A 26,141-nucleotide genomic window follows, 5' to 3' on the forward strand; every position below is an offset into this window, starting at 1 on the left:
GTGTTCCCGCCGGCAAACACACGTGCCTACTGTCGCCGTGGGGTAGAACAACGAAAGCTGGGTACTTTCGGGACATGCCATACCTGGATCGTGTCGCGGACGTGTTCGTATTGAATCTCGGCACCCGCGACGTGGAGGACACCGAGAACCGGATGGGGCCGGATTGGGTGGCCGAGGTCAACGCTCTGCTCGACGAGGTAGAAGCCAGTAGTGGCCCGACTGCACTGGTCACGACGGCCACCGGAAAGTACTTCTCCACCGGAGTCGACTTGTCCTGGGGTGCCGAGAACCTGGACCAGATCAACCGGTTCATCGGAACGGTGCAGGAACTGCTGGTGCGGTTCTTGACCCTCCCGATGCAGACGGTGGCGGCCATGCAGGGGCACACCTACGGGGGTGCCGCATTTTTCGTCATGGCACACGACTACCGCGTCATGCGCTCCGATCGCGGCTTCCTGTGCTTTCCTGGCGTCAACATCGGTGCCACCTACAGCCCGGGAACAGTCGACATGGTCCGAGCCAAGCTCGCACCGCACACGTTCCACGAAGCACTGACCACGGGCCGACGCTACGGCGGAGTGGACGCAGCCGCCCTCGGCTTGGTGGACGCAGTGTCCACCGAGGAACGGCTGCGTGACGACGCACTCTCTCGGGCAACGGATTTGATCGGAACCCGCGGCCCTGTGCTCGGCGAAATCAAGCGCACGATGTACGCGAGCGAGATACGTTCGCTGTCGACCCCGGTCGCCGGTGTGGACGAAATGGAATGGGCCGCGACCTGATTCTCGCTCGCTGCCGCTTACGCGTCGGCGACCAGCGGAGCGACCTCGGTACCGAGTAGCTCGATGCCGCGCAACAGATCACCGTGGGCGAGGCGCGGATTGGTCATCTGCAGCGACAGTCGATCCACACCGCCGAGTTGTTCGCTTACTCGAACGATCTTGTCGGCAACGGTTTTCGGGTCTCCCATGAAGAACGCACCGTTGGGTCCCGACGTGGCGTCGAACTGCTGTCGGCTCGGACGAGCGAACCCGCGCTCGCGAGAGATCTTGGTGAACATCTCGTTCCAGCCCGGGTAGATGGTGTCGGCTGCCGCCTCGGTGGTGTCGGCGACGAATCCGAACACGTGCAATCCGACTTTCAACTTCTCCGGCGAGTGACCCGCTTGCGCGCCCGCGCGTCGATACAGGTCGACGAGCGGCGCGAACTGGCGCGGCTCTCCGCCGATGATGGCGATCATCAGGGGTAGGCCCAGAAGCCCTGCACGAGCGAATGATTCGGGGGTGCCGCCGACACCGACCCAGATGGGTAGCGGATCCTGCAGCGGACGAGGATAGATCCCCTGACGGTTCAGCGCCGGCCGGTGCCGGCCGGACCACGTGATCTCTTCGTTGTCGCGAATCTGCAGCAGGAGATCCAGCTTCTCGGCGAACAAGGAATCGTAATCGGCCAAGTCGAGTCCGAACAGTGGGAAAGACTCGGTGAACGAGCCTCGGCCGACCACCAAATCGACTCGGCCCTTCGAGATCAGGTCGAGAGTGGCGAACTCCTGGAACACTCGCACCGGATCGTCGGCACTGAGTACCTTGACCGCGCTGCCGAGCCGGATGTTCTCGGTGCGCGCGGCTGCTGCGGCCAGAATGATCGACGGAGCGGAGTCGTAGTACTCGCTGCGATGGTGCTCACCGATGCCGAACGAATAAAGACCGACCTGATCCGCGAGGGCGATCTCCTCGAGTAGGTGCCCCATCCTCTCCTCCGGCGCGATGACGCGGCCGTCGGTCGGATCGGTCACGGAAGAGACGAAGCTGTCTACGCCCAGGTGCATTGGGTACCTCTCGATTCGGGATGGACGAACCCATCAGCGTCGATGAAGGTTCAATTATTCCAGTGGACGGTGGGCAGAAAACTACTACTCTCCCCAACGCTTCGCCTCATCCGCCGCGAAGTACATCCGCTGACTTGCACCGAAGCCGACCGACACAACGCGTCACGCCTGAGCTGTTATCGTGCGTGGGCGTTGGTTTTCGATGGCCGTGCTGGTCATCGGATCGTAAGAGGGAATCCGGTGAGAATCCGGAACTGCCCCGCAGCGGTGAGTGGAAACGACCGCGGTCATCGAGCACTGGGATTCGTCCCGGGAAGCGACCGCCAATAGGAGTCGTCCGAGAACGTCGTCGGATGGCGTGTCCGCGAGTCCGAAGACCTGCCACCGCGGCTGCGCCGCCGGCGTGGTCGCCTGTCGATCCCGAGGGACACGGTCGACGAGGTCGTCGTTCGCGCTGCGCGGATTCGCCTCGGAAGCCGTGCTTTTCGCAGGTCGCCAGGTCAGGGATCAGCGGAGAAAGTTGCGCATGCAGTCCAGATCGGTCCTGCCCCTCACTGTGCTCGCCGCCGCGATCTGGGCGGTGTCAGCACTGTCGGCACTGATGTTCGGGGCCGCGCACATCCCGGCAACCGACGCGATGGGCTACCTGTGGGCACAGCTGTCCGGCGGCACGATCGCCGTCGGCGATGTCCCCGACTACCGCATCGTCATCGATTCTCGGCTGCCTCGGGTGTTGCTGGCGACGGTCATCGGAGCAGGTCTGGCTGTGGTCGGACTGGTGGTGCAGGCGATGGTGCGCAACGCACTCGCAGATCCCTACGTTCTCGGAATTTCCTCGGGTGCATCGGTAGGCGCGACGTCGGTGGTCCTGTTCGGCACATTCGGTGCCCTGGGCATCTACGCACTCTCGAGTGCAGCATTCCTCGGCGCACTCGCCGCAACCGCCCTCGTGTATCTGATGGCACGCTCCCCGGTAGGGCTGGTGCCACTGCGCCTGGTCCTGACAGGTACCGCGTTGGGTTACGGATTCTCTGCAATGACCACCGTGCTGATCTTCCTGGCACCTCAGGGCGACGGCGCTCGCAGTGTGATGTTCTGGTTGCTCGGCAGCCTCGCCGGTGCCACCTGGGCCAGCGTCCCGCTGGCCGCCGCAGTCACCGTGGCCGGAGTCGCCGCGACCGCTCTGACGGCACGCAGACTCAACGCGCTGTCGATGGGAGACGAAGTCAGCGCGGCACTGGGCTTGAACGCGGCACGTCTACGGTTGTCTCTCTTCGTGACATCAGCGGCGATGACGGGGTGCTACGTGTCGATCTGTGGCGCCGTGGGATTCGTGGGTCTGGTCGTACCTCACGTGGCACGCTTACTGGTCGGGGCCGACCACAGCAGGCTTGTCGTGATCACCCCGGTCCTGGGTGCGGCTTTCCTCGTCACCGCAGATCTGGTGTCCCGAGCGGTTCTACCGCCGCAGGAGCTCCCCCTGGGGGCGATCACCGCGGCAGTCGGAGTTCCGGCGTTCGTACTGCTGATGCGTCGCCGCGGCGCGATGATCGGCGACCGTTGATGCGCGTCGACTACGCCGACGTCGCAGTCGATATCGGCGGCACCCGCATCATCGACGACATCACCATGAGCCTGGACGCCGGCAGCATCGTCGGCATTGTCGGCGCGAACGGGAGCGGCAAGTCGACACTGCTGCGGTGTCTGTATCGAGCGACCGAGCCCTCGACCGGACGTATCGAGGTAGGTGGCCGCGACATCACCGCAATCACCATGCGAGAGAACGCACGTCAGGTTGCAGCACTCACCCAGGACTCCTCGATGCACTTCGACTTCACCGCACGCGAGGTCGTCGCCACCGGACGTCTTCCACACAACTCCACGTTCGGACGCAACCGCACCCACGACGACGACGCGTGCGCTCGTGCCTCGACCGTCGCCGACGTGGAACATTTGTTGGACCGATCGTTCCTGTCATTGTCCGGAGGCGAACGCCAACGTGTTCTGATCGCACGGGCTTTCGCCCAGCAACCGAACGTGCTCGTGCTCGACGAACCCACCAATCACCTCGATATACGACACCAATACGCAGTGCTGAGCGCCGCTGCGAGCCTGCAGATCACGGTGATCGCCGCGCTTCACGATCTGAATATCGCCGCCCAATTCTGCGACCGCTTGGTCGTACTTCACGCCGGCCGCATCGTCTGTGCGGGTTCACCCGATGAAGTCGTGACCGAGAAGGTGCTCTCGACCTGGTTCGGGATCGGCGGACACATCGTCACCCACCCACGCCTCGGAGTTCCCCAGGTTCTCTTCGACGACAAGGACACTCGATGACCCACCTCTTTCGCCGGCCTCGCACGATCGCCATTGCCGCGACCGCTGTTGCAGCACTGGTCAGTTCGTGCGGAGCCCAGGTCGACACAGCCACCGAGCAGGGTGGCGATCAGGTGACGGTCACCAACTGCGGCGAGCCGCTGACCGTGACCGGTACCCCACAGCGGGTACTGACCAACGACACCGGCATCACCGAGATGATGTTCGCCCTCGGCCTCGCCGACCGCCTCGTCGGATACACCAGCTACCCGGGCAAGGAGCGAGACATCGACTCCTCGCCGTGGAAGAGCGACTTCGACGCGGCACCGGAACTGGCCGACGCCTTCACCCGTGAGGTGATTCAGTCGGCGAACCCGGACTTCGTTTTCGCCGGCTGGAATTATGGCTACAAGGAGTCGACCGGCGTGACTCCCGATTGGATTCGCAGCATAGGCGCAGTTCCCTACCAACTCACCGAAGCATGCCGGCAACCCGGCAGTACTGCACGCGGAGTCATGGAACCCCTCGACGCGCTCTACACCGACCTACGAAACCTCGGCGACCTCTTCGGAGTTCGTGACCGGGCCGACCGACTCGTCACCGACTACGAGGACCAGATCGGTGCCGCGAACGCCGGGGCTCCGGACGGCCGAGACCCGGCGCGGGGGTTCCTTTTCGACAGCGCCGATCCCGAGCCCTTCACCTCCGGCCGCACCGCAGCTCCGTCGCAGATCATCCGAGAAGCCGGTGGCAGCAACATCTTCGACGACCTCGACGATTCCTGGACCACCGCGTCTTGGGAAGCCGCAGCCCAACGCGACCCCGAGTTCATCGTCATCGTCGATTACGGTGCCGGACCGTCGAATTCGGTGGACGCCAAGATCGCGCAACTCCGCGCACAACCCCTGATGTCCGGCACCACCGCTGTACGCGAGAACAACATCATTGCCCTCCCCTACGCAGCGCTCGTCGAAGGACCACGCAACCCCGCCGCCGTCACCACGGTGGCGGACTTCCTCCGATCCAAGGGCCGCTGACCGTCCGCAAGAACGGGGCAGCGACACCTCGGTGGTTGCGGCTTCCGAGGCTCGAATCCAGTGCAGGCGCTCAGTCTTCGATCGTCACGATCGGAGAAGCCTGCTGCACCGTATAAGAGTTCCACGGCAGGGTCGCGAGGACGTCGGGCAGCCCGGGGTAATCGGAGACCCACGCTGTTGTCGGATCGACGCCTTCGGTTACGCACGATGCGAGCGCGACATAGGTGCCGGCCGGGATATCGGTGACGTGTTGGGTGCTGATTCCGATCTGGCCCCCGTCGTCGGTCGAATACAGCGACTGGCCGTTACCGACGACCTCCCACACCGGCGGCAGCACTCCGCCCGGTGCGGGAGCCAACGATGTGCCGCAGGCCAAGTCGCTACCGGAGTTGTTGGTGATCGTGTTGGTCACCGTCGATCCGTCGACCTCGAACGCATACGTCACGTCTGTCGATTGCGCCGCTGATGCCGTCGCTGGAAACGCCGCTAGTGCTGGCGCACAAAGTAGCGCTCCGATCAGAATCCGACTGGTCGATCGCATGGCAATCCTCCTGGTTCGCGTGAACTATGTCAGAGTTGCCAGTCTGCATCAAAAAATACCGATCAGCATCTTTCGAACCGAATGCAGCCGAACGGGGCGAGAAACAGGGTCGAGAACCGTTGTGTCGGTGTAATTTTGCAGATCCCTACCGGCCGTCGCTCAACGCTTCGCTTCGGCGCGCTTCTTGATGTATGCGTTCCGAACGCACAGGACGCGCCGGAGATACAGCTTGCCTGGAATATCCAGGATCGCAGCGCCGAGTCGTCCGCCACGGAATTCGACCGACATGATGTCGACCATCTGCGTCTGACCCCGGCGTGCGAGAAAGATATGCTCGTGGCGCATCGAGGCAAAGGGTCCGGTGACCTGCTCGTCCACGAAATATCTCGCGGGCTCGTACTCGGTGATGCGGCTGGTCAAGGTGAACCACACACCGAGATGCCTGGAGCGAATATGGATTTCATCGCCCAAACGAAGAGCACTCCGCTTCGAATCGACTCGCACGCTCTCTCCGTACGCTCCCTGAGACTCGGCGTGAACGATTGCATCCGACTCCAGATCGAACACGTCAGCGGGGTTCGCCGCGATCGAAGTCGTGAGCCTGATGGTGAACGCCATGAGCACAGCTTTGCAGGAAATCCGTTTCGTCACGTCGGAAGGACCGTCTACGAAGGCTCAAATCGCTGGGTCGACCGTGTGAGGATTGGGCCATGTCTGCAACCTGGGAAGAATTCACGTGGATCCCCGAAGAGTACGAATGGGTCCATACCGGTGTGTCTTTCACCGTCGTCCGTCACGACGATGCGGAAGCGGTACTCGATGCGCTGACCACGTCGAGGACCGGCACCGTGACCGGCCTGGAAGGTGTCAACGCCGATGTCGAGGTCTTCGGCGTTGCACAGGTGGGCGATTGGGTTCTGGCGGTCGCACCGTCGGTGGCGGGGTTGGCCGATGAGCTGATGGCACCGCTGTCGATCGGTGGCGAGGCCCTCACGTTCGCCACTCAGGTCGGCCACAGCAATGTCGCCCAGTGGGTCGACGGTGCTCGAACAGCAATGTTCGATGCGCTCCTGATGGACGGGCCGGGTTTCGATGAACCTGACAGCCCCTGGCGGAGATCGCATGCGTGAAGCTGGCGATGACCCCGACGGCGAGGGTCCGATGCCCGACGGCCTGTTTCACACGCTGGAGGTCTATATAGCGATGATCGTCAAACACACTGGGATCGAACTTACTCAGGAACTGTTGCGCGACGGACAGTTCAAGGTCGGCGACTCCCTCGAATAGTGGAGGGCTCAGCCGAGTACCGCCGGCTGTTGCGAGATGCCGAGCGATGAGCGACTCGAAGGGGTGTGGTGGCCGGCCGAGTTGCTGACTGTTTCTCCCTGCCGCTCGACTGAATCCGAGCACTCAGCGGCGGACACGGTCGAGATGGGTTGACGACGCGGGCTACCGAACAAAAATGCCCGTTCACCAACTTCTGGTGAACGGGCATTTCGATGTGCGCCATCAGGGATTCGAACCCCGGACCCGCTGATTAAGAGTCAGCTGCTCTAACCAACTGAGCTAATGGCGCCGATCCGCACCGCGTGTTCTCTGCGGTGCGGGAGAAACATTAACAGCAGATGCCGCCAGATGTGAAATCGGCTGGTCGGAGCACCTGTTGCGTCAGTTGAAGATCCTGCGAACCACGAGAACTGCTACCACTGCGCCGACTCCGAGCAGAGTGAACTTCACGGCCGGCTCGTTGAGCTTGGCCACCACCGTCTGCTTGGTGTTGGCGACGATGTTCTTGGGGCTGGCACGGACGCTCAGCTCGTCCAGCGTGCTGGCCAGCTGATTGCGAGCGGCCTCGATCTCGCGCTCGATTCGGTCGGTGTCCTTGGCCACGTGTCCTCCAACTTGTCTGCAAATAGTCTTGGTCGTACTCGAGCCTAGAGCACGGCGGTATTTCGATACTCTCGTGCGGTGACCGAATACAGCAAGCTCGAGCCGGGCGACACCGCTCCGGCGTTCACCCTGCCCGATGCCGACGGCAACGACGTCTCCCTCGCCGACTACGCCGGCAAGAAGGTGATCGTGTACTTCTACCCCGCCGCGAGCACCCCGGGCTGCACCAAGCAGGCCTGCGACTTCCGCGACAGCCTCGCCGAGCTCAACGGCGAAGGCCTCGAGGTCATCGGCATCTCCCCCGACAAGCCGGCCAAGCTCGCCAAATTCCGCGACAAGGAGGAGCTGACATTCCCCCTGCTCTCCGACGAGGAGAAGACGACGTTGCAGGCCTGGGGTGCGTTCGGTGAGAAGAAGAACTACGGCAAGGTCTACGAGGGCGTCATTCGTTCGACGTTCCTGGTCGACGAGGAAGGCAAGATCGAGGTGGCGCAGTACAACGTCCGCGCCACCGGCCACGTCGCCAAATTGCGCCGCGACCTATCCGTGTGAGCGACTAGCTGTGCGACCTGGCCAGTCGCTGCAGGAACAATGCCTCGGCGACGGCCATCTTCTCGATTTCCGTCGGGTCCACGCTCTCGTTCGGGGCGTGGATCCGGCATCGGGGCTCTTCGACGCCCATCAGCACGATCTCGGCGTCCGGCAATGCCTCCGCCAACGCGTTGCACAACGGAATGGACCCGCCCTGCCCCGCCGTCCCCATGGGACGTCCGAATGCCTCTTCCAAGGCACCTGACAACGCCGCGTAGCCCGGGCCGTCCGTTCTGGCCCGGAACGGCGAACCGATCGCCTCACGCTCGACGGTGACACGCGCATTCCACGGCGTACGTGCCTCCAGATGCGCCACCAACGCATCCTGCGCCTGCTGCGGATCCATCCCTGGCGGAACTCGCAAATTCAGCCGTGCCGAGGCTCGAGGGGAGATTGCGGCGGCCGAGCCCACGACGGGCGGGCAGTCGATTCCGAGAACGGTCAGAGCCGGCCGTGCCCATACCGCGTCGGCCACGGTGCCCGAACCTGCCAGAGCGACGCCGTCGAGGACTCCGGCATCGGACCTGAACTGCTCGGCGTCGTACGGCACCCCATCCCAGGTCCGCGTGCCATCGAGACCGTCGACGGTAGTGTCCCCGTGCTCGTTACGCAGTGTGGCCAGCACCTGGATCAGCGCGCCGAGCGCATCGGGTGCCGGTCCCCCATACATACCCGAATGCACTTCTCCGGCAAGCGTTTCCACGTGTACGACGACGTTGGCTATCCCACGCAGGGTAGTGGTGACCGTCGGCAGACCCACTGCAGTGTTGCCGGTGTCCCCGATCACCACGACATCGGCAGCGAACAACTCGGGCCGCTCGTCGACGAGTGCTTCGAGCCCGCCCGTGCCCATCTCCTCCGAACCCTCGCAGACGATGCGCACGCCGACGTCGAGCGACTCCCCCACCGCGCGCAGCGCCAGCAGATGCATCAAGACGTTGCCTTTGCAGTCGGCCGCGCCTCGGCCGTACCACCGACCGTCACGCTCGGTCAGCTCGAAAGGCTCACTGTCCCAGTAGCTTCGGTCGCCGGGAGGCTGGACGTCGTAGTGCGAATACAACAGAACAGTCGGAGCCCCCGCCGGTGCCGGCCGAGAACCGACGACAGCCAGTGAGCCGTCGTTGGTCTCGATCAACTGCACGTCGGGAATTCCGGCGTCGACGAACGCCCGCTGCACCCATTGCGCTGCACCGACGCATTCCTCCACCGGGAACTGCCGAGGATCGTGCACAGATCGGAACCGGACCAGTTCTGCCAGCTCCGATTTCGCGCGAGGCATCGACTCCGCGATCGCGGATCGAATGTCGGCGGGGCGTGCATCGGTCGGCATGGTTCCTCCAGACGAGAAATGACAGACGGGCTCTCGCCAGTCTGTCATTTGCTCGCACCTACCGAAGCGACACGTCAGCCTCCGGCCAATTCCTGCGCGATCCACTCACCTGTGTGCTGCCAGTGCCGATCCCAGGCTTCCTGCTCGAGTTGCTCCTGGGATTTGCCCGGCTCGGGAACGACGGTGGGCACAGTCAAGTGCGGCGGATCCACAGTCGCCGCAGCGGGCTTCGGGGTACCTGCAGGCGCAGCGCCCGGCGGCACCCAGGACGGCGGAGTCCCTTGCTGTGGAGTCCACTGCTGCGTCGTCCCGGTCGTCGGTGTGGTCGTCGGCTCGACGGCCGAATCCGCCGTTGGCGGGAGCGTCTTCGGCAGGGCGTCGACCGGCAGCCCAGGCACGAGCGGCGAAACGGTCGTCGGATCGACGTACCGCGTTGCGCCGGCCAAATCGGCACCGCTGTCGCGTCGGTCGACGCTCTGCCCGGCGGTCGCATCCCCATTACTCGGCAGCGTGGCTGCAACGGCGACACCGGCCGAGGCCACCCCGGCGAGCAGCACCGCAGCGAAGATCAGTTTGCGGCCGCCGGTCGCTGAACTCGACCTGCCCGTTGCTGCCACCGGGGACGTGAGCACCACCGAAGGGACCGTCTCCGGCACTGCGGCTTCTTCCGCGTCGTCGGCCCTCTCCGTTTCCACGAGAGCGGCCTGATCCTCGACCGAAACCGACGCGAGCCAGGCCGCCCCGCAGGCGGCGACCCGATCAGCGGCACCCACTCGCACGACGGGCACACCGAGACCGAGGGAGAGAATGTCGATCAAGTCCCGGTTGCTCGATCTGTCTCCGAACAGCGCCACCGCCTGTGGTTTCTTGCCGGATTCGTCGACCACTTCCCAGGCCAGCGGAATCGTGCTGCCGATTCGTTCGGGGGACATCGAGTCCAGGGCAGCATTCTTGGCGGGCGTGAGTGTGGCATCGGCTGCGTCGGCGAGAGAGATGGATACGCCGTGTTCGCCCATGTAATAGAGCAGCACCGTGCTCGCGTCGGCGAGATCCTTCGCACGGGCCAACCAGGACAAGAACGACTGGGATGCAGAGACGAACACCGTCGACTCGTCGGTCACTGCCGTGGCGAGTTCGGCGCGCTCGGACTCGGACCGATGCACGACGGCGACGGCGTCGACCGACACGTTCAGTGTTGCTGCCTCGGCACGCATATCCGAGATCGCGCGCGGTAGAACGGCGGTCACGTCGGGGTCGAGCGAGGTGGTGGAGTGCGCGAGCACCTCCCCCGAGGTCGGCTCGAGCAGGACCGTCTGCATCGAGCCGGATTCGATCGCTGTACCGATTGTTGCCACTGCAGTCTCCCTGTGCTCGGGGTGAGGCTCCCGACCATGAACGTCGTCCCACGGACACGAACGACGACCACCCTGCACGGAAATTGATTCGCTATCCATAACCATACCGGCTGCCCGTTTGGCTGGCTGATATCGGACTTGGGGATTGTCACAGTAAGACGGCCCGACAGCTGTCGACGCACACAGCGGTCCCCCACAAGAACGACCGAATCCGGAGTGGACGATGCGACCCGCACGACAGAAGTGGATACCGTGCACCCGCGACGGATAGCCTGACCGGGTGGAACCCTCTGCTCGTGCCCAGTCCTCGCGCCGTCTCGACGCCGCGCTCGAGTCGACGGCGCAGACTCAGGAGCTGATGCCGAGGCGCCGTCCCACGCAGGAACGCAGCCAACGCAAATTCGACGCGTTGCTCCAGGCGTCGCGTGAACTGCTCAGCGACGTGGGCTTCGAGTCGTTCACCTGTGAAGAAGTCGCGTCACGGGCAGAGCTGCCGATCGGCACGCTGTACCAGTTCTTCGCCAACAAGTACGTCATCGTCTGCGAACTCAATCGTCAGGACCTCGTGGGAGTCCAACAGGAATTGGCAGAGTTCGACGGCGAGGTCCCGTCCCTGGACTGGGTGCGGTTCCTGAACAATTTCGTCGACCACATGGCCGGCATGTGGATGACGGACCCGTCGCGCCGCGAAGTATGGCTCGCGATGCAGTCGACACCGTCCACCCGCGCCACCGGGGTCATTCATGAGCGCGAGTTCGCCGATCAGGTCTCACGCATGCTCGGACCGTTGACGCCGCGCACACCGCGGCATCGTCGCAATCTGATGGCCCAGGTGTTGGTGCACATCGTCTACTCGATGCTGAACTTCTCGGTGCAGGACGGCCAGAGCCACGAAGATGCCGTGGCCGAACTCAAGCGAATCATGATGGCGTATCTGCTCGTCGCAGAAAAAGAGAGCAGGCGCTCGGGTGGGTCGGTCAACACCGACGACGCCTGACCCGCCCGCTTCAGCCACACGAAAGGCCCGCCCGATCTCGTGGATCGGACGGGCCTTTGTCGTCGTTCAGCGCGGAGTTACTCCTCCAGGATCGCCACCGCGGCGGCGATATCGCCGTCGTGCGTCAGCGACAGGTGAATCTTGACCGTCGGCAGAAACTCCTGTGCCATGCCGTGCAGCTTGATGGACGGTCGGCCCCACGCATCGTTGACGACCTCGATCAACGGGTACGGATTGTCGCCGATCTGCGGCGGCCGTGCGAAACGTGATGTCGCCCAAGCTTTCAGAACTGCTTCCTTGGCGGCCCACCGTGCTGCGTAGTGCCGCGTCGGGTCGGAGCTCTTGGTCGCCGCGTGCCGACGTTCACCCGCGGTGAAGCTGTCGCGAATCATCGTCGTGCCGACCTTTTCCATCTGCTCGGCGAAGTCGGACACCGTCACCAGGTCGAAACCCACTCCCAGGATTGCCATCAGATGGCACCCGGCAGACCGGAGGAGTAGACGTCGTCCTCGCCGAGGCGAGCGGACTCGTTGAGCAACACGTTGGCCTCCAGTTCGCGTGACGCCTTGGCCGGCGTCCCGTCATGTCCCAGTCGTCGATCGTCGGGCCGCTCGTAGAGGGAGTCGCCACCCACCATCGCGGAGATCAGCCTGCGCTGACCGGCGATACGACGCTCGTTCGCCTTCGCGATGTACTCCGCACGCCGCTCGGCCGGAACGGCCTCGAGGAATGCCTGCGGGTGCACCAGCGCGATGAGTCCGGACACGTGCCCGAAGCCGAGCGAGGTGAGCAGACCCGCCTTCAGCGGAACCGAGTCACCGAAGCGCAGCGGCTCACGAGCCCACACCAAGTGCTCGAAACCGGTCATCTTGTCGTCGACGCAGTCGAGGCTGCGGTTCGGCGGGATGACGCCGTTGGCCAACACCTGGCACAGGCCGATCAGCTGCCAGGCAGCCGCTCCGCCCTTCGAGTGCCCGGTGAGGGACTTCTGCGAGACAACGAACAGCGGAGCGCCGTCCGAACGACCGATGGCCTTGGCCAGGCGGGTGTGCAACTCGGCCTCGTTGGGGTCGTTGGCTGCAGTCGAGGTGTCGTGCTTGGAGATCACGGCCACGTCGTCTGCGCTGACGCCGAGTGCGTTGAGCGAGAGCGCCAGTGCCGAATCCCTGCCGCCGCGACCGGCGCTGAGTGCGCCGAGTCCCGGAGCCGGGATCGACGTGTGCACTCCGTCGCCGTACGACTGTGCGTAGGCCACCACTCCGAGGACGGGCAGGCCCATCTCGAGTGCCAGATCGCCGCGAGCGAGCAGAATCGTTCCGCCGCCGTGCGATTCGACGAATCCTCCGCGCCTGCGGTCGTTTGCCCGGGAGAAGCGTCGATCGCTGATTCCCTTGGCGGACATCGCTGCCGAGTCCGCGGTGGCCGACATGTCGCCGAAGCCGATGATGCCTTCGGTGCTCAGGTCGTCGAATCCGCCGGCGACTACGAGCTGCGCCTTGCCCAGCTTGATCTTGTCGACGCCCTCCTCGACCGAGACGGCCGCGGTGGCGCAGGCGGCGACGGGGTGAACCATCGCGCCGTAGCTACCGATGTACGACTGAACCACGTGTGCAGCAACGACGTTCGGCAGAGCCTCCTGCAGGATGTCGTTCGCACGAGCATCGCCGAGCAGGGTGTCGATGTACAGCGAGCGCATGGACTCCATGCCGCCCATGCCGGTGCCCTGAGTGTTGGCGACCAGCGTCGGATGCACCCAGCGCATCAGTTCCGACGGGTTGAAGCCCGAGGAGATGAAGGCGTCGACCGTAGTGACGATGTTCCACAGGGCAACACGATCCACCGAACTCGCCATGTCGGGCGAGATGCCCCACTTGGTGGGATCGAATCCGGTCGGAATCTGACCACCCACGGTACGGGTGAGCTTCATCTTGCGCGGAACGCGAATCTCGGTGCCCGCCTTGCGAGTGACCTGCCAGTCGCTCGAATCGGGAACCGGTGTGATCAGCGTGTGCTCGGGATCGGCAGCCGCGAACGACCGTGCGTCGATCTCGGTTCCGACGACGAACGTGAGGTCGTTGTCGAGGAAGATCGAGGTCATCAGCGGAGCGGTGTTACCGACCATTGCGCCGTCGTCGCCGTACGTGCGGATACCGCACTTCTCGACCACGATGTCGTGGTACTTGTCGGCGATGTCCTCCTCGGGAACGAGGTCACCGGACTCGATGTCGTACCAGCCCGGCTTGGGATCGTTCTCCCAGGCAATCAGGCCGGTGTTCCACGCGAGTTCGAGAACGCCTGCGGCAGAGAGCTGCTCGTCGACCTCCATCTCGAAGCGAGTACGCGCCGAACCGTAGGGCCCGAGCTCACCCGCACCGACGATGACGATCAGGTCCTTCGGATCGACATCGAGGGTCGGCCACGCCGGAGCGGTCGTCGGGGCTAGCCGCGGAGGTGCAGGCAGCGCGGCGATGACCGAACTGTCCACGGCCTCTTCGGTTTTCTCGGCCGCAGCAGCGGCAGCGTCGCGAGCAAGCTCGACGAGGTTGAGCTTGGTGTTGGCCAAGCCGCCCGTCAGATCGGCGACGATGGGCTCCTGCGCGGCCCGACGACGTGCGTCGAAGGTGCACAGCCGCAGCAGCTCGGTCGCCATCTCCTCGGTCGACCAGGTACGGACACCTTCGGCTTCGACGGCCTCGACGATGGGATCGTTGCCGCCCATCAGGCCGGTTCCGCGAACCCACCCGATGTGAGCGTGTGCGATGGAGACCCGCTCGGCCCAGTTCTTCTCCGAGCCCCACTTCGCGACGACTGCATCGAGTGCGGCCTTCGACTCGCCGTAGGCACCGTCGCCACCGAACATTCCGCGGTTCGGCGATCCGGGAAGCACCACGTGCAGATGAGTGTCGATGTCGTTGTCGTAGCCGACCTTCGACAGTCCGGTGATCAGACGCTCGACCGACCAGAGCAAAACGCGCATCTCCATTTCGGCGCGAGCTCCGGCGTCGGACATCTCGCCCATGACCCGAGGTGCGGCGAACGGGAACAACATCGTCGGCGTGGTTGCGGCCTTGACCAATGTCTTTGCGCCACCGGCAGTGTCGATGTAGTCGCTGCCGATCCACTCGATGAGTGCATCGACGTCGGTGTACGACGCGATGTTGGCCGGAACCACCCACAGCGACGCTCCGTTGCGTGCGTTGTCGCGGTAGAGCGAGCGGTAGAAGCCCAGGCGCTCGTCGTCGAGCCTGGAGGTGGTGACGAAGACAGTCGCTCCTCCGGCCAACAGCTGAGCGGTCACGGCCGCGGCGATGGATCCCTTGCTGCCACCGGTGACGACTGCGACGTCGTCGGCCCACTGCCCCTTGTCCTCGGATGCGACCGCGATGTCTGCGATGCGTCCGAAGGTCTCGGCGAGCACGGTCTTGTTCTCGTAGTCGGCCTTGGCCTTCCACCACTGTGCTTGAGCTGCAACGGCATTGCCTGCACCGGCGAAGGACTCGACGGCCACGTCACCTGCGGTACCGAGCCACAACCGAGCCAGATCCTCACGGGCGGTGGCCCACCGGTCGTCGATCAGCACTGCGCGCTTGGCGTCGAACGCGGGAGCGACGAGGCGAGGCCAGTCGGAGCCGAGCTCGGCCGAAACCAGCTCCACCAGAGCAGCATCGGGGTTCTCGGCCAGCAGCGCGTTGGGTGCGTCCGCCAGGCCGAGCTGTTCGAGCACCAACCGGGCTGCGGAGGCGAGAACGCCGTCGCGACCGGTGATGTGCTCGGTGAACTCGCCCAGAGCAGCAGCGTCGACGGTTCCGCCGGCCCCGCCACCTGCCTGAGGCATGGACACTGCGATTCCGCGACGAGCGGCAACCGAAGCAACCGCGGCGTCGATGACGTTGTCGACAGCAGTGCCGTCGGCGAGAGCGCCGTCGGCCAGGCCACCGAGTGCACCGCCGCGGACCGAGGCACCGTCACGGGTACCGAGAGCGACCTCGGCGGTGACGTGGTGCGCCCAGCCGTCGCCCAGTTCCCAGGTCTTCTTGACGCGGTCGGCGATGGAGGCCGGGCGTCGTCCCGAGGGGCCGAAGACCTTGCGGAGGTGATCGTTGATGGAGTCGCTGAGCACCGGACCGAAGGGCTTGTACGTACGAGCCAGCTTGTTCACCGTGCCCGAGAGCGCACCCATGTCGGCGTCGGCTGCGCCGTCGATGGCACCGAGCGAGAGCTCGGAGCCGAGGTCGACGAGCAGCTGGTTACGACGTGAGGAGACGCCGTCGCACAGTGCCTCGATGGTGTCGGCGGGCCCGATCTGATCGAGCTGCAGTTTGGTCCACAGTCCGATGAGAATCTTCGTCGCGTCGGCGGCGACGAACGCGATGTCGTCGGGGCGCGGTCCGCCCGACGGTGCAGCTGCCGGAGCGGGTGCTGCAGCCGGAGCAGCTGCGGCTGCCGGAGCAGCGGTTTCGGGAGCGGGTGTTGCCTCGTCCTCGTCGGCCGGAGCCGGGTCGGTATCGGTGCCGTAGACGATCGCGGCTTCGCGTTCGAGGTTGAGCACCTCGACCGGGTGGCCGAAGCGGCCGGGCAGCTTGAGAGTCTGCGACGCGAGGTTGGCCACGGTGGGTGTTGCACCGAGCCCGATCTCGACGAAACGCTCGACGCCCATACCGCCGTCGGACTCGTCTGCGAAGAGCAGATCCTGAGTCTCGATCCACCGGACCGGGCTGGCGAACTGCCATGCCAGCAGCTCGGTCAGAATCACGCGGCACAGATCGCTCGGCCGTGCGGCCCACGAATCGAACTCTGCGAGAACGGTGTTCAGCGGCTCGGACGGTACGAGGTCGGCGATTTCCTGAACGAAGGCCCGGTCGAGCGAGAACGGCTTGGGCACCAGGTTCGGAATGTAGCGACCGACCAGGATCGCGGGATCGAGCTGCTCGGGCAGCAGGGTCTCGAGGCGGCTACGGAAATCGTCGACTCCACCGCGCAGAACCGTCGAGTGGAACGGCACGTCGATGCCCGGAACCATGATGTAGGCGGCCTTGCCGCCGAACTCTGCCCGGCGGATGGCGATCTTCTTCTCGAGCTCACCGAGGCCGGCAACGGTGCCTGCGATGGCGTACTGCGAGCCACGCAAGTTGAGGTTGACGATCTCGAGGAACTCACCGGACTCTTCTGCGACACCGGCGACGAAGCCCTGCACGTCCTCGTCGGCCAGGCCGATCTGGGACGGGCGGATGGCAGCCATACGGTAGTCACTGCGGCCGTTCTCGTCACGGGGAACGAGTGCGTGCATGGCCGAGCCACGCTGGAAGACGACCTCGAGAACGGCCTCGAGCGGGAGCACACCGGCAACGGCTGCCAGAGCGTTGTACTCACCCACCGAGTGGCCGGCGAGAATCGAATTCTCCACGAACGCTCCGGATTCGCGCAGTTCGGCAACCTGTGCGACACCGAGAACGGCCATCGCAACCTGGGTGAACTGCGTCAGGTGCAGCACACCGTCGGGATGCTTGTGCGTGACCCCGCGGGCCTTGAGCGACGTCGGATTGTCGCGCACGACAGCGAGAATGGAGAAGCCGAGCGCGCTGCGGGTGTGCTTGTCGGCTCGCTCCCAGATCTCACGCGCGGCCTTGGAGCGAGCGCGTGCGTCCAGTCCCATACCCGGGCGCTGGATGCCCTGGCCGGGGAACGCGTAGACGGTCTTCGGCGCGGCGGTGCGTGCGGTGGCGACCATGACCAGTTCGCCGCCGACTCGGCAGGACACCTCGACCAGTTCGGCACCCTGGTCGAATCCGGTGCGGTCGACGCGAACGTCGATCTCCGCTCCGGGACGGACCATTCCGAGGAAACGAGCAGTCCAGGCAGTGAGACGACGCGGAGGAGTCTTGGTGTCCTCGTGGTCGACTGCGGTGACGGTCTGCTGCGCCGCAGCCGAGAGCCACATGCCGTGCACGATCGGGCTACCGAGGCCGGCGAGCAACGCCGCGGCATCGGAGGTGTGAATCGGGTTGTGGTCGCCCGAGACCTGCGCGAATGCGGCCATGTTGCGCGGGGCCACGATGGTGGCCTGGCGACGGCGACGGCGCGGGGTGTCCTTGGCATCGGCGCTCAGCGAACCGCCGGCGCGAGCCGGATCCACCAACTCGCCCTTGCCGGTGCGTCCACGAATGGCGAAGCGCTCCACCAGAGTTGCGACGGCCGGGGCGTCGAGACCCTCACCGAGCATGGCACCGATCTCGACGGTGACCTCGACGACGCGACCGAGGTCGGTATCGAGCACCTCTCCTGCTGCGGCCTTGACCACGAGAATCGAAGTGTCGGTGGGCAATTCACCGACGAGGTTGACGCTGTGATCGAGGTGAACCAGGTCGAGCATGCCCTCGATGACGTCGATGCCCTCGGCGTTACGGGTCGCACCGAGGACGGCGAAGACGGCGGGCCAGCAGGCACCGACGAGAACGTCGGGAACAGCTTTTCCGCTGACGGTCAGTGTGTCGGGCAGTCCGGATCCGGTGACGCCGGCGTGGTCGGCGATCAGATCGGGAACCCACGCGATGTTCAGCCGCGCGACGCCGCCTTTGACGGCCGGAAGCTCCTGGCCGGCAGCAACTCCGAGCAGTGCCGACATGGCCTGCTGAGCATCCTGTGCGGTGACGACGGGAGCGCCGCCGTCGATGGTGGAGGCGGGCACCGTCAGACGGATGCGTACTTCCTTGCCCGGGGCGAGCGGGACCAGCAGTTCGACGTGCTCGGTGTCGAGCACGGTCAACGTGGAGCCGGTCTGCGGATGCGAGGCGACCGTATCGGAGTCGACGGTCCAGTCGGCCGGATCTCCCAGGCGTGCAACGGGGTTCTGCGTCATGCGCGAGGCCCAGGTGACGTCGGGAGCTGCCAGCACGATGCCCAGCAGTCCCGGTGCGATCTCGGCGTGGCGTCGGCTGGCGATGGCCGCCGGCTCGACACCCTCGGCGAGAAGCTGGTCCGCGGTGGCCTTCTCGAAGCGGTTCAGCAGTTCGCCCACCGGCTCGTCGACGCGAGTGATACCTGCGACGGCAACGGTTCCGGGGATGATGCAGACCTGATCGGCCGAGTAGCGAGCGTCGTGTGCCTGCCACAGCGAGTCACTGCGCCACCAGCGGCGCACGTCACCGTCGACGACGGGAACGAAGTTGACGGGCTTGCCGGGCATGCGGCACAGCGAGGTGAAGAAGGTGATGTCGGCCGGGTGCAGAATCACGTCACCGGCGTCGGGGAACTGAGCAAGCAGCGACTTCAGTGCTGCGCGGGGACGCTCGAGTACCTCGGCGTCGGCGAACAGGGTGGGGATGGGGCCACGATCGACCGGGTGCAAGCGTGCCTCGGCGCGCTGCAGCATTTCGAGGAAGCGCGTGCGCCAGGTGACGTCGAGCCACACCGATTCACGGGCCTCGGTCACCGCATCGGTGAACTCGCCGCCACAGTCGAATTCGCTGCGTGAGTCCGTTCCGATGGCCAGATCCAGGTAGCGGCTCAGCCACTGCTGGTAGGTCATCTCGGCGACGTCGCCGAAGAACGGCTTGGCGGTGCCGTCGAGTGCGGCGATGATCTCGTCGCGGCGCTCGGCCACGGCGTCGGCGTTGCCGGCGACCTCGTCGAGCAGCCGACCGCAACGCGATGCCGCGTTGTCGATCTCGTGGATGTCGGCACCGAGCTGGCTGCGGCCGGAGGCCATTCCGCCGTTGGCGGTTCCGGCCCCGACCCAGTCGGGAGTTCCCGGCGTGTCGACGAGAAGCTGCTTGACCTCGGGAGCCGTCGTGGCTTCCAGAGTTGCCATCGCAGCGGTACCGACGAGGATGCCGTCGAGAGGCATCTTCGGGTATCCGTGCACGGCAGACCAGGTTCCGGTCAGGTAGTCCGCGGCCCGCTCGGGTGTTCCGATACCGCCGCCGACGCAGATCACCAGGTTGGGGCGCGAGCGGAGCTCGGCATAGGTGGTCAGCAGCAGGTCGTCGAGGTCTTCCCACGAGTGGTGTCCGCCTGCGCGGCCACCCTCGATATGGACGTTGACCTGGTAGGACGGAACCTCGTTGGCGATGCGGATCACGGCGCGAATCTGCGCGACGGTACCCGGCTTGAACGAGACGTAGCTGATGCCGGCCTCGGAGAGCTCCTCTATGAGAGCCACTGCCTCGTCCAGTTCGGGGATGCCTGCTGTGACGACGACGCCGTCGATGGCCGCACCCGCTGCACGGGCACGCTGCACGATGCGGCGACCGCCGAGCTGCAGCTTCCACAGGTACGGGTCGAGGAAGAGCGAGTTGAACTGGATGGCGCGGCCGGGCTCGAGCAACGTGGAGAGCTCGGCGACGCGGTCGGTGAAGATGTCCTCGGTGACCTGTCCGCCACCGGCGAGCTCGGCCCAGTGGCCTGCGTTGGCTGCGGCCGCGACGATCTTCGCGTCGACCGTCGTCGGCGTCATGCCGGCGAGCAGGATCGGCGAACGTCCGGTCATCTTGGTGAAGGACGTCTCGACGACGACGCGGCCGTCGGGGAGCGTCACGGGCTTGGGTGCGAATGCCGACCATGCCGGCTGCACCTCGGGTGCGGCTCCTGGAGTGAGCAGATTTCGGTGGCCGCCGCGCGAGGATGCCGCGATGATGCCGACGCCCTGTCCACGCAGCGCGGGGGTGGTCATGCGGGTGAGGAGGTCACCGGGTCCGAGGTCGAGGATCCAGTCCGCGCCGGCCTCGACGACACCGTCGATGGCGTCGACCCAGTCCACGGAATCGACGAGGATCTTCTGCGCCAGTTCGCGGGCCAGGGCTGCGTCGAGACCGCAACGCTGCGCCCAGGCGTCGACGAGCTCCACGGCGTCGTTCAATGCGGGGTGATGGAAGCCGATCTCGACCGGGAGCTGCTCGAAGACGGGTGCGAACACCGCGCCGCCGCGCTTCTTGGCATCGCGCTCTCGTTCTTCCCGAGCCGCGATCTGCTCGCACTTCTCTTGCACGCGAGCCAACTGAGCCGGCGGGCCGGACAGCACGACGCGGCGACGACCGTTGCGGATGGCCAGAGCAGCGGAGCGTTCGGGTGCTCCCGGTATCTCCAGCTCGTCGACGATCGCCTGCAGACGTTCGGGCTCGACGTTGCCGACCGAGACCATCGGCGCACGGTCACCGGCACCGATGATGCCGCGGCGACGTCCGACGAGTCCGGCAGCCGCACCGACCAACTGCGCAATGGCCAGGAAATTGGCGTCCTGTGCGCCGTCCGCGGCGACGGACTCGGCGGCGATGAGGCCCTGCGAGTGTCCGACCACCTTGACCGGCGGGGTCTGGGCGGGGTCGAGGCCCTGCAGCTTCAGCGCGCGCAACGCGGCGACCTGAGTGAGGAAGACGCCCGGCAGAGACACCGCAGCCGAGGTCAGTGCCGCTTCGGAGGGCCCGTAGGAGCCGGCGGTGTCGTCGTCGGCGAGGTCCTGCTCGAGCATCCAACCGATCGGGTCGAAGCCGACCGAGCGGACGACCAGCAGCTCGTCGGACACGGGCGCGAGCACTGCTGCGGCCTCGTTGACGAGATCGGTCAGTTCGGGCTCGAGTGCGGAATCGCGCGCGAGCTCTTCGAGCGAACTCAGCCAGGGCGCACCCTGACCACCGAACGCCAGGGCGTACGGCTCGCCCGCGGCGAATCGATCTGCCAGAGTCCGAGAGCCGCCACTGCTTCTAGGGGCTTTGCCTGCGTTGCCTGTGCTTCGCGAGCCGCGTCCGTGTGATGGTGTGCTCTCGTTGATCGTCAAGGCTGAAGATTCCTCTCGTGGACGCCTCGGGGGGTCGAGGCGTTCGCTGTGATGACTGCCGTGGTGCGTCGTGGGCAACAGGGCAAAGCGTGAGCCTGTCTTCGTCGACAGGTCTCCTTCGCGCTGCTCCAGGTTGACACAAAATCATGAGGAAATCCTCAGGTTTGCTCGGACGTCCGAGTGCTACCAGCGAGTACGTCCGCGCAAGCGCCTTTACTTTTTGTTTACCCAACTCGCGAGTAACCCGCATCGACCCTGGCGGGAGACTCGGCGGCGACGGCGAAACATGAGGGAACCCTCGCATTTTTCGTTATCTTTTTGTGATGTGATCTCGAGCACTCCTTGAGCGTCCGGTGACCTGTCGGTGGGGTCGTCTAGCTTTCTCCTACGAACCGCATCCGATAGGGCGGTCGACGAACTCCGGGGGGAATTCATGTATTCATCGGTTACGGACACTTGCACGACGGGCGAGCTCGAAGCAATGCTGTCGCGCATCGAATCGTTTGCCTCGCAATCGAATTCGCCGCACTGGACACCGGGGTGGCGCGGCGAATCCGAGGCGGCGCTGCTCGACGCGATCTTCTCCGCGCGCGCTCCTTACGGAGGACCGACCAGTGGGGTGCGAGCGGTCATCGCACGGTGGCGGTCACACCGCGGCGATAACCGACTCGACGACTTGACAACCCTTGCAGAACTGACTTCGGATCCGGATCAGCTCGTGCAGATCCTGTGCAACCGTCAGCTCGTTCCGGGAAACAGCCGAACCAAGGCGGCGGCAGCCGCTGTGGCAGCGCAGACGCTGATCGCGTCGGGGTTGAGCCGTTCGACCGATTTCGAGCAGCACACGACGGAACATTTCGATGCGTTCCGCGCGATCCCTGGCCTCGGCGAGACCACCTGGGAGTGCATGCTCATGCATCTGGGCGTACGCACCGACAAGGCGACCGCACATCTGACCGCGTTCGTTGCCGACGCTCTCGAACCACTCCATCGAGACCTCGCCGCCGACATCGCCGAGGAGCGCTCCCCCGTGATTCTCGACGCCGTAGCGGACGCACTCCACGTCGATCTCGCCTCGCTCGAGCACGCGCTCTGGCGTTACCAGCACAAGCTGCGCAGACCGCCGCAGCGTCATTCCGAGGCTGAGCTCCGATCGGCGGGCTGACTCTGGGAGATCACAACCTCTGCGAGATCATCACCTCGACGCCATCGAGGATGCACTCCACACCGAAACGATAGGCATGCACGGGGTCGCTGGCGGCGTCGTACGACGTCGCCGCGGCCGTCCCGATGCGGGACGACACCGGAAAACGCTCGCGCGTCATCACCCGCTCGATGACGGGTGCAGTGGCTGCCCACCACTGAGCGTCGGACATTCCCGACTGCTTCTTCACCCGATCGACAGCGGCCGAGGCCCTCGCGGTCCCCGCCACGTGAGTGAGAACCAGTGTCAACACCGAATCGATCTCGACGTCACCGAGCCCGGTACCGACGAGGGTGCGCAGCTCTGCCTCGTACTTGTCGTTGGTGTGCGGACCGAGCACCGGACGCGCACCGACGGCGTCGAGCAGCCACGAATGTCGTTGATAGAGTTGCCAATTGCGCTCGGCAACGAATCGCAACGCGGGCCGCCACCCTCCGGAAACCGATGCCGGCTCGTCGACGTGTGCGTACAGATCTGCCAGAGACCGATCGATCATCAGGTCCGTCAACTCTTGACGCCCCGGCACGTGGGTGTACAGCGACATCGCACCGACCCCCAGATGCTCGGCCACATTGCGCATCGACACCGACTCCAACCCGTTCGCATCGGCCATCTCGATTGCCGCGTCGACGATCGCGTCGACGCTCAGGCCGGTTCGGCTAGGTTTCGCGTCGACCCGCCACAGCAGTTCGAGGATGCGCGCCGGATCGAACGAGTTCTCCTTCTTCACCACCCGGCGAGCCTAATCGGACGTCGACGTGGCTCGAAGAACCGCGTCGCACGCACAGCAGCATCGGTTGTAGACTTCACCGGCACGCGCGAGTGGCGGAATTGGCAGACGCGCTGGATTTAGGTTCCAGTGTCTCAGGACGTGGGGGTTCAAGTCCCCCCTCGCGCACAACGGTCGTTCGACCCGGCTTTTCTCGAGACTCCCAGGTCTACAGGTTCCAACGTGTGAAGGTGGCTCGCATGTCCAGCGATCTCGATGACGACGCGATCTTCGCCGAAACTTCCGACGAACGACGCTCTCTCGCACGCACTTTCGACACCCTGACACCCGAACAGTGGGACACCCCATCGCTGTGCGACGCCTGGACGGTCCGCGACGTCGCCGCCCATCTCGTGGTGCCCCTGATCGTCCCGCTCTGGCAGTTCGGACTCGCCATGGTGCGCACTCGAGGGAACTTCGACCGGGCCAATCAGATGATGACCCAGCGAACGAAGCGCAAGCACGGCGACGAGTTACCCGCGCTCCTGACAGCTCACGCAGACAAGAAGTTCACCCCGCCGGGCCACGGTCCGCTGGCCCCGTTGTCCGACGTCATCGTGCACGGGCTCGATGTGTGCAGGCCGCTGGGAATCGAGCACCACGTTCCCGAGCATCGCATGGTTACGATGCTCGACTTCCTGGTGCCGGAAAGCGGTGCGGCACCGTTCAAAGGACCCGATCTTCGACTGCAGTGGCGCGCAACCGATCTGGACTGGAGTCGGGGCGAGGGCCCTGTCGTCGAAGGATCGGCGGGCACCCTGGCGTTGGTGCTGACGGGGCGCAGCAGCGCTCTCGCCGACATCACCGGCCCGGGGGCCGAGCAACTTGCCGAAGCACGGGCGAACCGTCGTCGGTCGTAAGTCGCACCCGGCTCGTCCATGGTGAGAATCACCGGCCGACCACCCGATGTGACTACCTTCGGTAGTAGTCGCTCCGGTACCGTCGAGTGGTGACCTCATCCCGCCCGAAGCGTCGACCCGCGCTCATTGCGCTGGTGATCGTGTCCGCGGCGGTGTGTCTCGGTCTCGGCTGGTGGCAGTGGGAACGCTTCGAGGCGGTCGGCGGTAACGGCCAGAACCTCGGCTACGCGTTCCAGTGGCCCTTGTTCGCGGCGTTCGTCGTCTACGCCTACCGCAAGTTCGTCCGCCTCGAAGACGAGGACCAGGACCAGCCCGACGCCGGGCAGCCCGACGGACCGACCGAGGTCCCTCTCGATCTGCTCCCCCAGCGCCGCGCGGCAGACCCCGACGTCGGCGATCTGGACGACCCCGAGGCCAGGCAACTTTTGGAGTACAACAGCTACCTCGCGGAGCTGAACGAATCCCGCGGGACCGACAGGAGCACCACGTGAGTTCGGCACCGGACAAGACCAAGGCGTCCACCAACAAGACTCGGAAGATCGCGTCGGCGCTGCTGCGCTATCGCGTGCTCGCCTACGTCACCGGTATCTGGTTGCTCGTCCTCGTGACCGAAATGGTCGCGAAGTACATTTTCAAGGTCGAGAATGTGCCCAACTGGATTGCGGTAGTGCACGGTTGGGTCTACCTCGTATACCTGATCCTGACGATCGACCTTGCGATCAAGGTGCGGTGGCCGGCCGGTCGGACCATCGGCACCCTGCTCGCCGGAACTGTTCCGTTCCTGTCGTTCTACGTCGAACACAAGCGCACCGAGCAGGTCAAGGCCGACTTCGGCGTCTGACGTCAGCAGGTGATCGGCTGTGCGTTCTCCGGATCCAGCGCGTTTTCCACCAGCCGCTGCGCCAGCGGATCGTACGAGATTCCTGTGTGTTCGACGACATTGCCGGGGCATACGTCCTGCAGCACCACGTTCGTATTTCCCGCTCCGGTAAGGAGCGACGCCGTGTACGGAACGACAACCTGGTCGTATCGGGTCACGATCGTCGTGTAATCGATCCCCGCGACCGTGTCGCTGCCCTCGTTCAACCGCTCGAGCAGGTCGTCCTGCACCGGCGGACCGGCGGTCGGATAGTTCGGCGGAGACAGCGCCACTATGCGCGAGACGGTGCGATCACCGCCGAGAAAGCGGGCGTAGTAGCGCGGCACCGTGCCGCCCTTCGAGTGGCCCACGATTGACACCTTCTGCGCACCCGTCGCCGCGAGCACGGAATCGACGAACGTGGACAATTCCGCGGCACTCTCGGGAATCGTTCCCAGCGCTCCCAACGCAGGCACCGGCCCGGTGTTGCCGTAGTCGAGTGCGAACACGCAGTATCCGGCGTCGACCAGGGCCGGTGACAGCGACGACCAGTTCGCGTAGGAGTTCTCCAAAAAACCGTGCACCAAGATGACCGGTTCGGGATGTCGAGCGCTGGGAACGCACGAGTAATCGTTCGCGCCCGCCGGCGTCGCACCGGGATGAGCCACCGAGTAGACCAAGGCCTCGGCGAACGATCCCGCGACCGGCGCTGCCGAAGCAGGGGTGCCGAGCAGGCACAGGGCAGCGGCAGCGAGCACGACCGTGGTTCTCGTCAACATTGCCCGCGCCGCCACG

The 26,141-nt window shown here is 65.1% G+C and carries 22 protein-coding genes, 2 tRNA genes and 1 riboswitch; of the genes, 13 read left to right on the forward strand and 11 right to left on the reverse strand.

All coding sequences use genetic code 11. The features are described from left to right. The first annotated feature begins 74 nt into the window (after window positions 1-74). Window positions 75-782 (forward strand): enoyl-CoA hydratase-related protein, encoded by a 708-nt coding sequence (locus CH268_RS14220; protein WP_032374494.1) that lies wholly within the window; start codon window positions 75-77, stop codon window positions 780-782. Window positions 783-799: 17 nt separating this feature from the next. On the opposite strand, the gene CH268_RS14225 is transcribed toward CH268_RS14220, so the two are convergent. After that, window positions 800-1,828, reverse strand: a complete 1,029-nt coding sequence (locus CH268_RS14225) for an LLM class flavin-dependent oxidoreductase (RefSeq protein WP_094664713.1) — start codon at window positions 1,826-1,828, stop codon at window positions 800-802. Between the two features lie 176 nt (window positions 1,829-2,004). Next, a riboswitch (cobalamin riboswitch) is annotated at window positions 2,005-2,228 on the forward strand. A gap of 126 nt (window positions 2,229-2,354) precedes the next feature. Here CH268_RS14225 and CH268_RS14230 point away from each other — a divergent pair. The 3 genes from CH268_RS14230 to CH268_RS14240 are packed head-to-tail and all read left to right on the forward strand — an operon-like array spanning window position 2,355 to window position 5,181. Beyond that, window positions 2,355-3,392 (forward strand): FecCD family ABC transporter permease, encoded by a 1,038-nt coding sequence (locus CH268_RS14230; RefSeq protein WP_094664787.1) that lies wholly within the window; start codon window positions 2,355-2,357, stop codon window positions 3,390-3,392. Next, a complete protein-coding gene (locus CH268_RS14235; RefSeq protein WP_045841313.1) occupies window positions 3,392-4,165 on the forward strand; it encodes an ABC transporter ATP-binding protein in 774 nt (257 codons plus the stop codon). Before CH268_RS14230 ends, CH268_RS14235 begins: the two co-directional genes overlap by 1 nt. Beyond that, a complete protein-coding gene (locus CH268_RS14240; protein ID WP_094664715.1) occupies window positions 4,162-5,181 on the forward strand; it encodes an ABC transporter substrate-binding protein in 1,020 nt (339 codons plus the stop codon). The genes CH268_RS14235 and CH268_RS14240 overlap by 4 nt, the downstream gene beginning before the upstream one ends. A 70-nt stretch (window positions 5,182-5,251) precedes the next feature. On the opposite strand, the gene CH268_RS14245 is transcribed toward CH268_RS14240, so the two are convergent. After that, a complete protein-coding gene (locus CH268_RS14245; RefSeq protein WP_032370176.1) occupies window positions 5,252-5,722 on the reverse strand; it encodes a hypothetical protein in 471 nt (156 codons plus the stop codon). Window positions 5,723-5,881: 159 nt separating this feature from the next. After that, the gene (locus CH268_RS14250) at window positions 5,882-6,226 is read right to left on the reverse strand and encodes an SRPBCC family protein (RefSeq protein ID WP_141215149.1); all 345 of its coding nucleotides are present in this window, start codon (window positions 6,224-6,226) and stop codon (window positions 5,882-5,884) included. A 206-nt stretch (window positions 6,227-6,432) separates the two neighbouring features. Here CH268_RS14250 and CH268_RS14255 point away from each other — a divergent pair, with 206 nt between their 5' ends. Both CH268_RS14255 and CH268_RS27920 read left to right on the forward strand, forming a co-directional pair. Next, the gene (locus tag CH268_RS14255; RefSeq protein WP_094664719.1) at window positions 6,433-6,852 is read left to right on the forward strand and encodes a DUF6461 domain-containing protein; all 420 of its coding nucleotides are present in this window, start codon (window positions 6,433-6,435) and stop codon (window positions 6,850-6,852) included. Then, window positions 6,845-7,009: a hypothetical protein gene (locus tag CH268_RS27920; protein ID WP_176457946.1), complete on the forward strand. Its 165-nt coding sequence runs from the start codon at window positions 6,845-6,847 to the stop codon at window positions 7,007-7,009. Before CH268_RS14255 ends, CH268_RS27920 begins: the two co-directional genes overlap by 8 nt. 215 nt (window positions 7,010-7,224) lie before the next feature. Here the strand turns inward: CH268_RS27920 and CH268_RS14260 are convergent. Further along, window positions 7,225-7,298, reverse strand: a tRNA-Lys gene (locus CH268_RS14260). Window positions 7,299-7,390: 92 nt separating this feature from the next. After that, window positions 7,391-7,612 carry a DUF3618 domain-containing protein gene (locus tag CH268_RS14265; RefSeq protein ID WP_027497653.1) on the reverse strand — a complete coding sequence of 74 codons (222 nt, stop codon included), beginning with the start codon at window positions 7,610-7,612 and terminating at the stop codon, window positions 7,391-7,393. A 78-nt stretch (window positions 7,613-7,690) separates the two neighbouring features. Here CH268_RS14265 and bcp point away from each other — a divergent pair, with 78 nt between their 5' ends. After that, entirely contained in the window at window positions 7,691-8,164 is a 474-nt protein-coding gene (bcp, locus tag CH268_RS14270; protein WP_094664721.1) for a thioredoxin-dependent thiol peroxidase, read from the forward strand. 4 nt (window positions 8,165-8,168) lie between these two features. On the opposite strand, the gene CH268_RS14275 is transcribed toward bcp, so the two are convergent. Both CH268_RS14275 and CH268_RS14280 read right to left on the reverse strand, forming a co-directional pair. Continuing rightward, entirely contained in the window at window positions 8,169-9,533 is a 1,365-nt protein-coding gene (locus CH268_RS14275) for a dipeptidase (RefSeq protein WP_094664723.1), read from the reverse strand. A 74-nt stretch (window positions 9,534-9,607) separates the two neighbouring features. Beyond that, entirely contained in the window at window positions 9,608-10,888 is a 1,281-nt protein-coding gene (locus CH268_RS14280; RefSeq protein ID WP_094664725.1) for a hypothetical protein, read from the reverse strand. A 358-nt stretch (window positions 10,889-11,246) separates the two neighbouring features. Here CH268_RS14280 and CH268_RS14285 point away from each other — a divergent pair, with 358 nt between their 5' ends. Then, window positions 11,247-11,885, forward strand: a complete 639-nt coding sequence (locus tag CH268_RS14285) for a TetR/AcrR family transcriptional regulator (protein ID WP_080729227.1) — start codon at window positions 11,247-11,249, stop codon at window positions 11,883-11,885. A 77-nt stretch (window positions 11,886-11,962) separates the two neighbouring features. Here CH268_RS14285 and acpS read toward each other — a convergent pair whose 3' ends face one another. Beyond that, complete coding sequence (gene acpS, locus CH268_RS14290) at window positions 11,963-12,355, reverse strand: holo-ACP synthase AcpS (RefSeq protein WP_008715184.1); 393 nt, start codon at window positions 12,353-12,355, stop codon at window positions 11,963-11,965. Beyond that, window positions 12,355-21,654 (reverse strand): type I polyketide synthase, encoded by a 9,300-nt coding sequence (locus tag CH268_RS14295; protein WP_094664727.1) that lies wholly within the window; start codon window positions 21,652-21,654, stop codon window positions 12,355-12,357. The genes acpS and CH268_RS14295 overlap by 1 nt, the downstream gene beginning before the upstream one ends. Window positions 21,655-22,087: 433 nt before the next feature. Here CH268_RS14295 and CH268_RS14300 point away from each other — a divergent pair, with 433 nt between their 5' ends. Further along, complete coding sequence (locus CH268_RS14300; protein ID WP_141215150.1) at window positions 22,088-22,819, forward strand: hypothetical protein; 732 nt, start codon at window positions 22,088-22,090, stop codon at window positions 22,817-22,819. Between the two features lie 10 nt (window positions 22,820-22,829). Here CH268_RS14300 and CH268_RS14305 read toward each other — a convergent pair whose 3' ends face one another. Then, window positions 22,830-23,591 (reverse strand): TetR/AcrR family transcriptional regulator, encoded by a 762-nt coding sequence (locus CH268_RS14305; protein ID WP_094664731.1) that lies wholly within the window; start codon window positions 23,589-23,591, stop codon window positions 22,830-22,832. Window positions 23,592-23,674: 83 nt separating this feature from the next. Here CH268_RS14305 and CH268_RS14310 point away from each other — a divergent pair. The 4 genes from CH268_RS14310 (at window position 23,675) to CH268_RS14325 (ending at window position 25,328) form a co-directional block, all read left to right on the forward strand. After that, window positions 23,675-23,756 (forward strand) — tRNA-Leu (locus CH268_RS14310). A 71-nt stretch (window positions 23,757-23,827) separates the two neighbouring features. After that, a complete protein-coding gene (locus CH268_RS14315) occupies window positions 23,828-24,487 on the forward strand; it encodes a maleylpyruvate isomerase family mycothiol-dependent enzyme (protein WP_094644405.1) in 660 nt (219 codons plus the stop codon). Between the two features lie 89 nt (window positions 24,488-24,576). After that, window positions 24,577-24,978 carry a transcriptional regulator gene (locus tag CH268_RS14320; RefSeq protein ID WP_094664789.1) on the forward strand — a complete coding sequence of 134 codons (402 nt, stop codon included), beginning with the start codon at window positions 24,577-24,579 and terminating at the stop codon, window positions 24,976-24,978. Continuing rightward, window positions 24,975-25,328 carry a DUF3817 domain-containing protein gene (locus tag CH268_RS14325; RefSeq protein WP_094664733.1) on the forward strand — a complete coding sequence of 118 codons (354 nt, stop codon included), beginning with the start codon at window positions 24,975-24,977 and terminating at the stop codon, window positions 25,326-25,328. Before CH268_RS14320 ends, CH268_RS14325 begins: the two co-directional genes overlap by 4 nt. Window positions 25,329-25,330: 2 nt before the next feature. Here the strand turns inward: CH268_RS14325 and CH268_RS14330 are convergent, their stop codons facing one another. Next, a complete protein-coding gene (locus CH268_RS14330; protein ID WP_094664791.1) occupies window positions 25,331-26,125 on the reverse strand; it encodes an esterase/lipase family protein in 795 nt (264 codons plus the stop codon). Window positions 26,126-26,141 lie beyond the last annotated feature (16 nt).

It is taken from the genome of Rhodococcus sp. 06-1460-1B (genome assembly GCF_002258475.1).
Taxonomy (GTDB): Bacteria; Actinomycetota; Actinomycetes; order Mycobacteriales; family Mycobacteriaceae; genus Rhodococcoides; species Rhodococcoides fascians.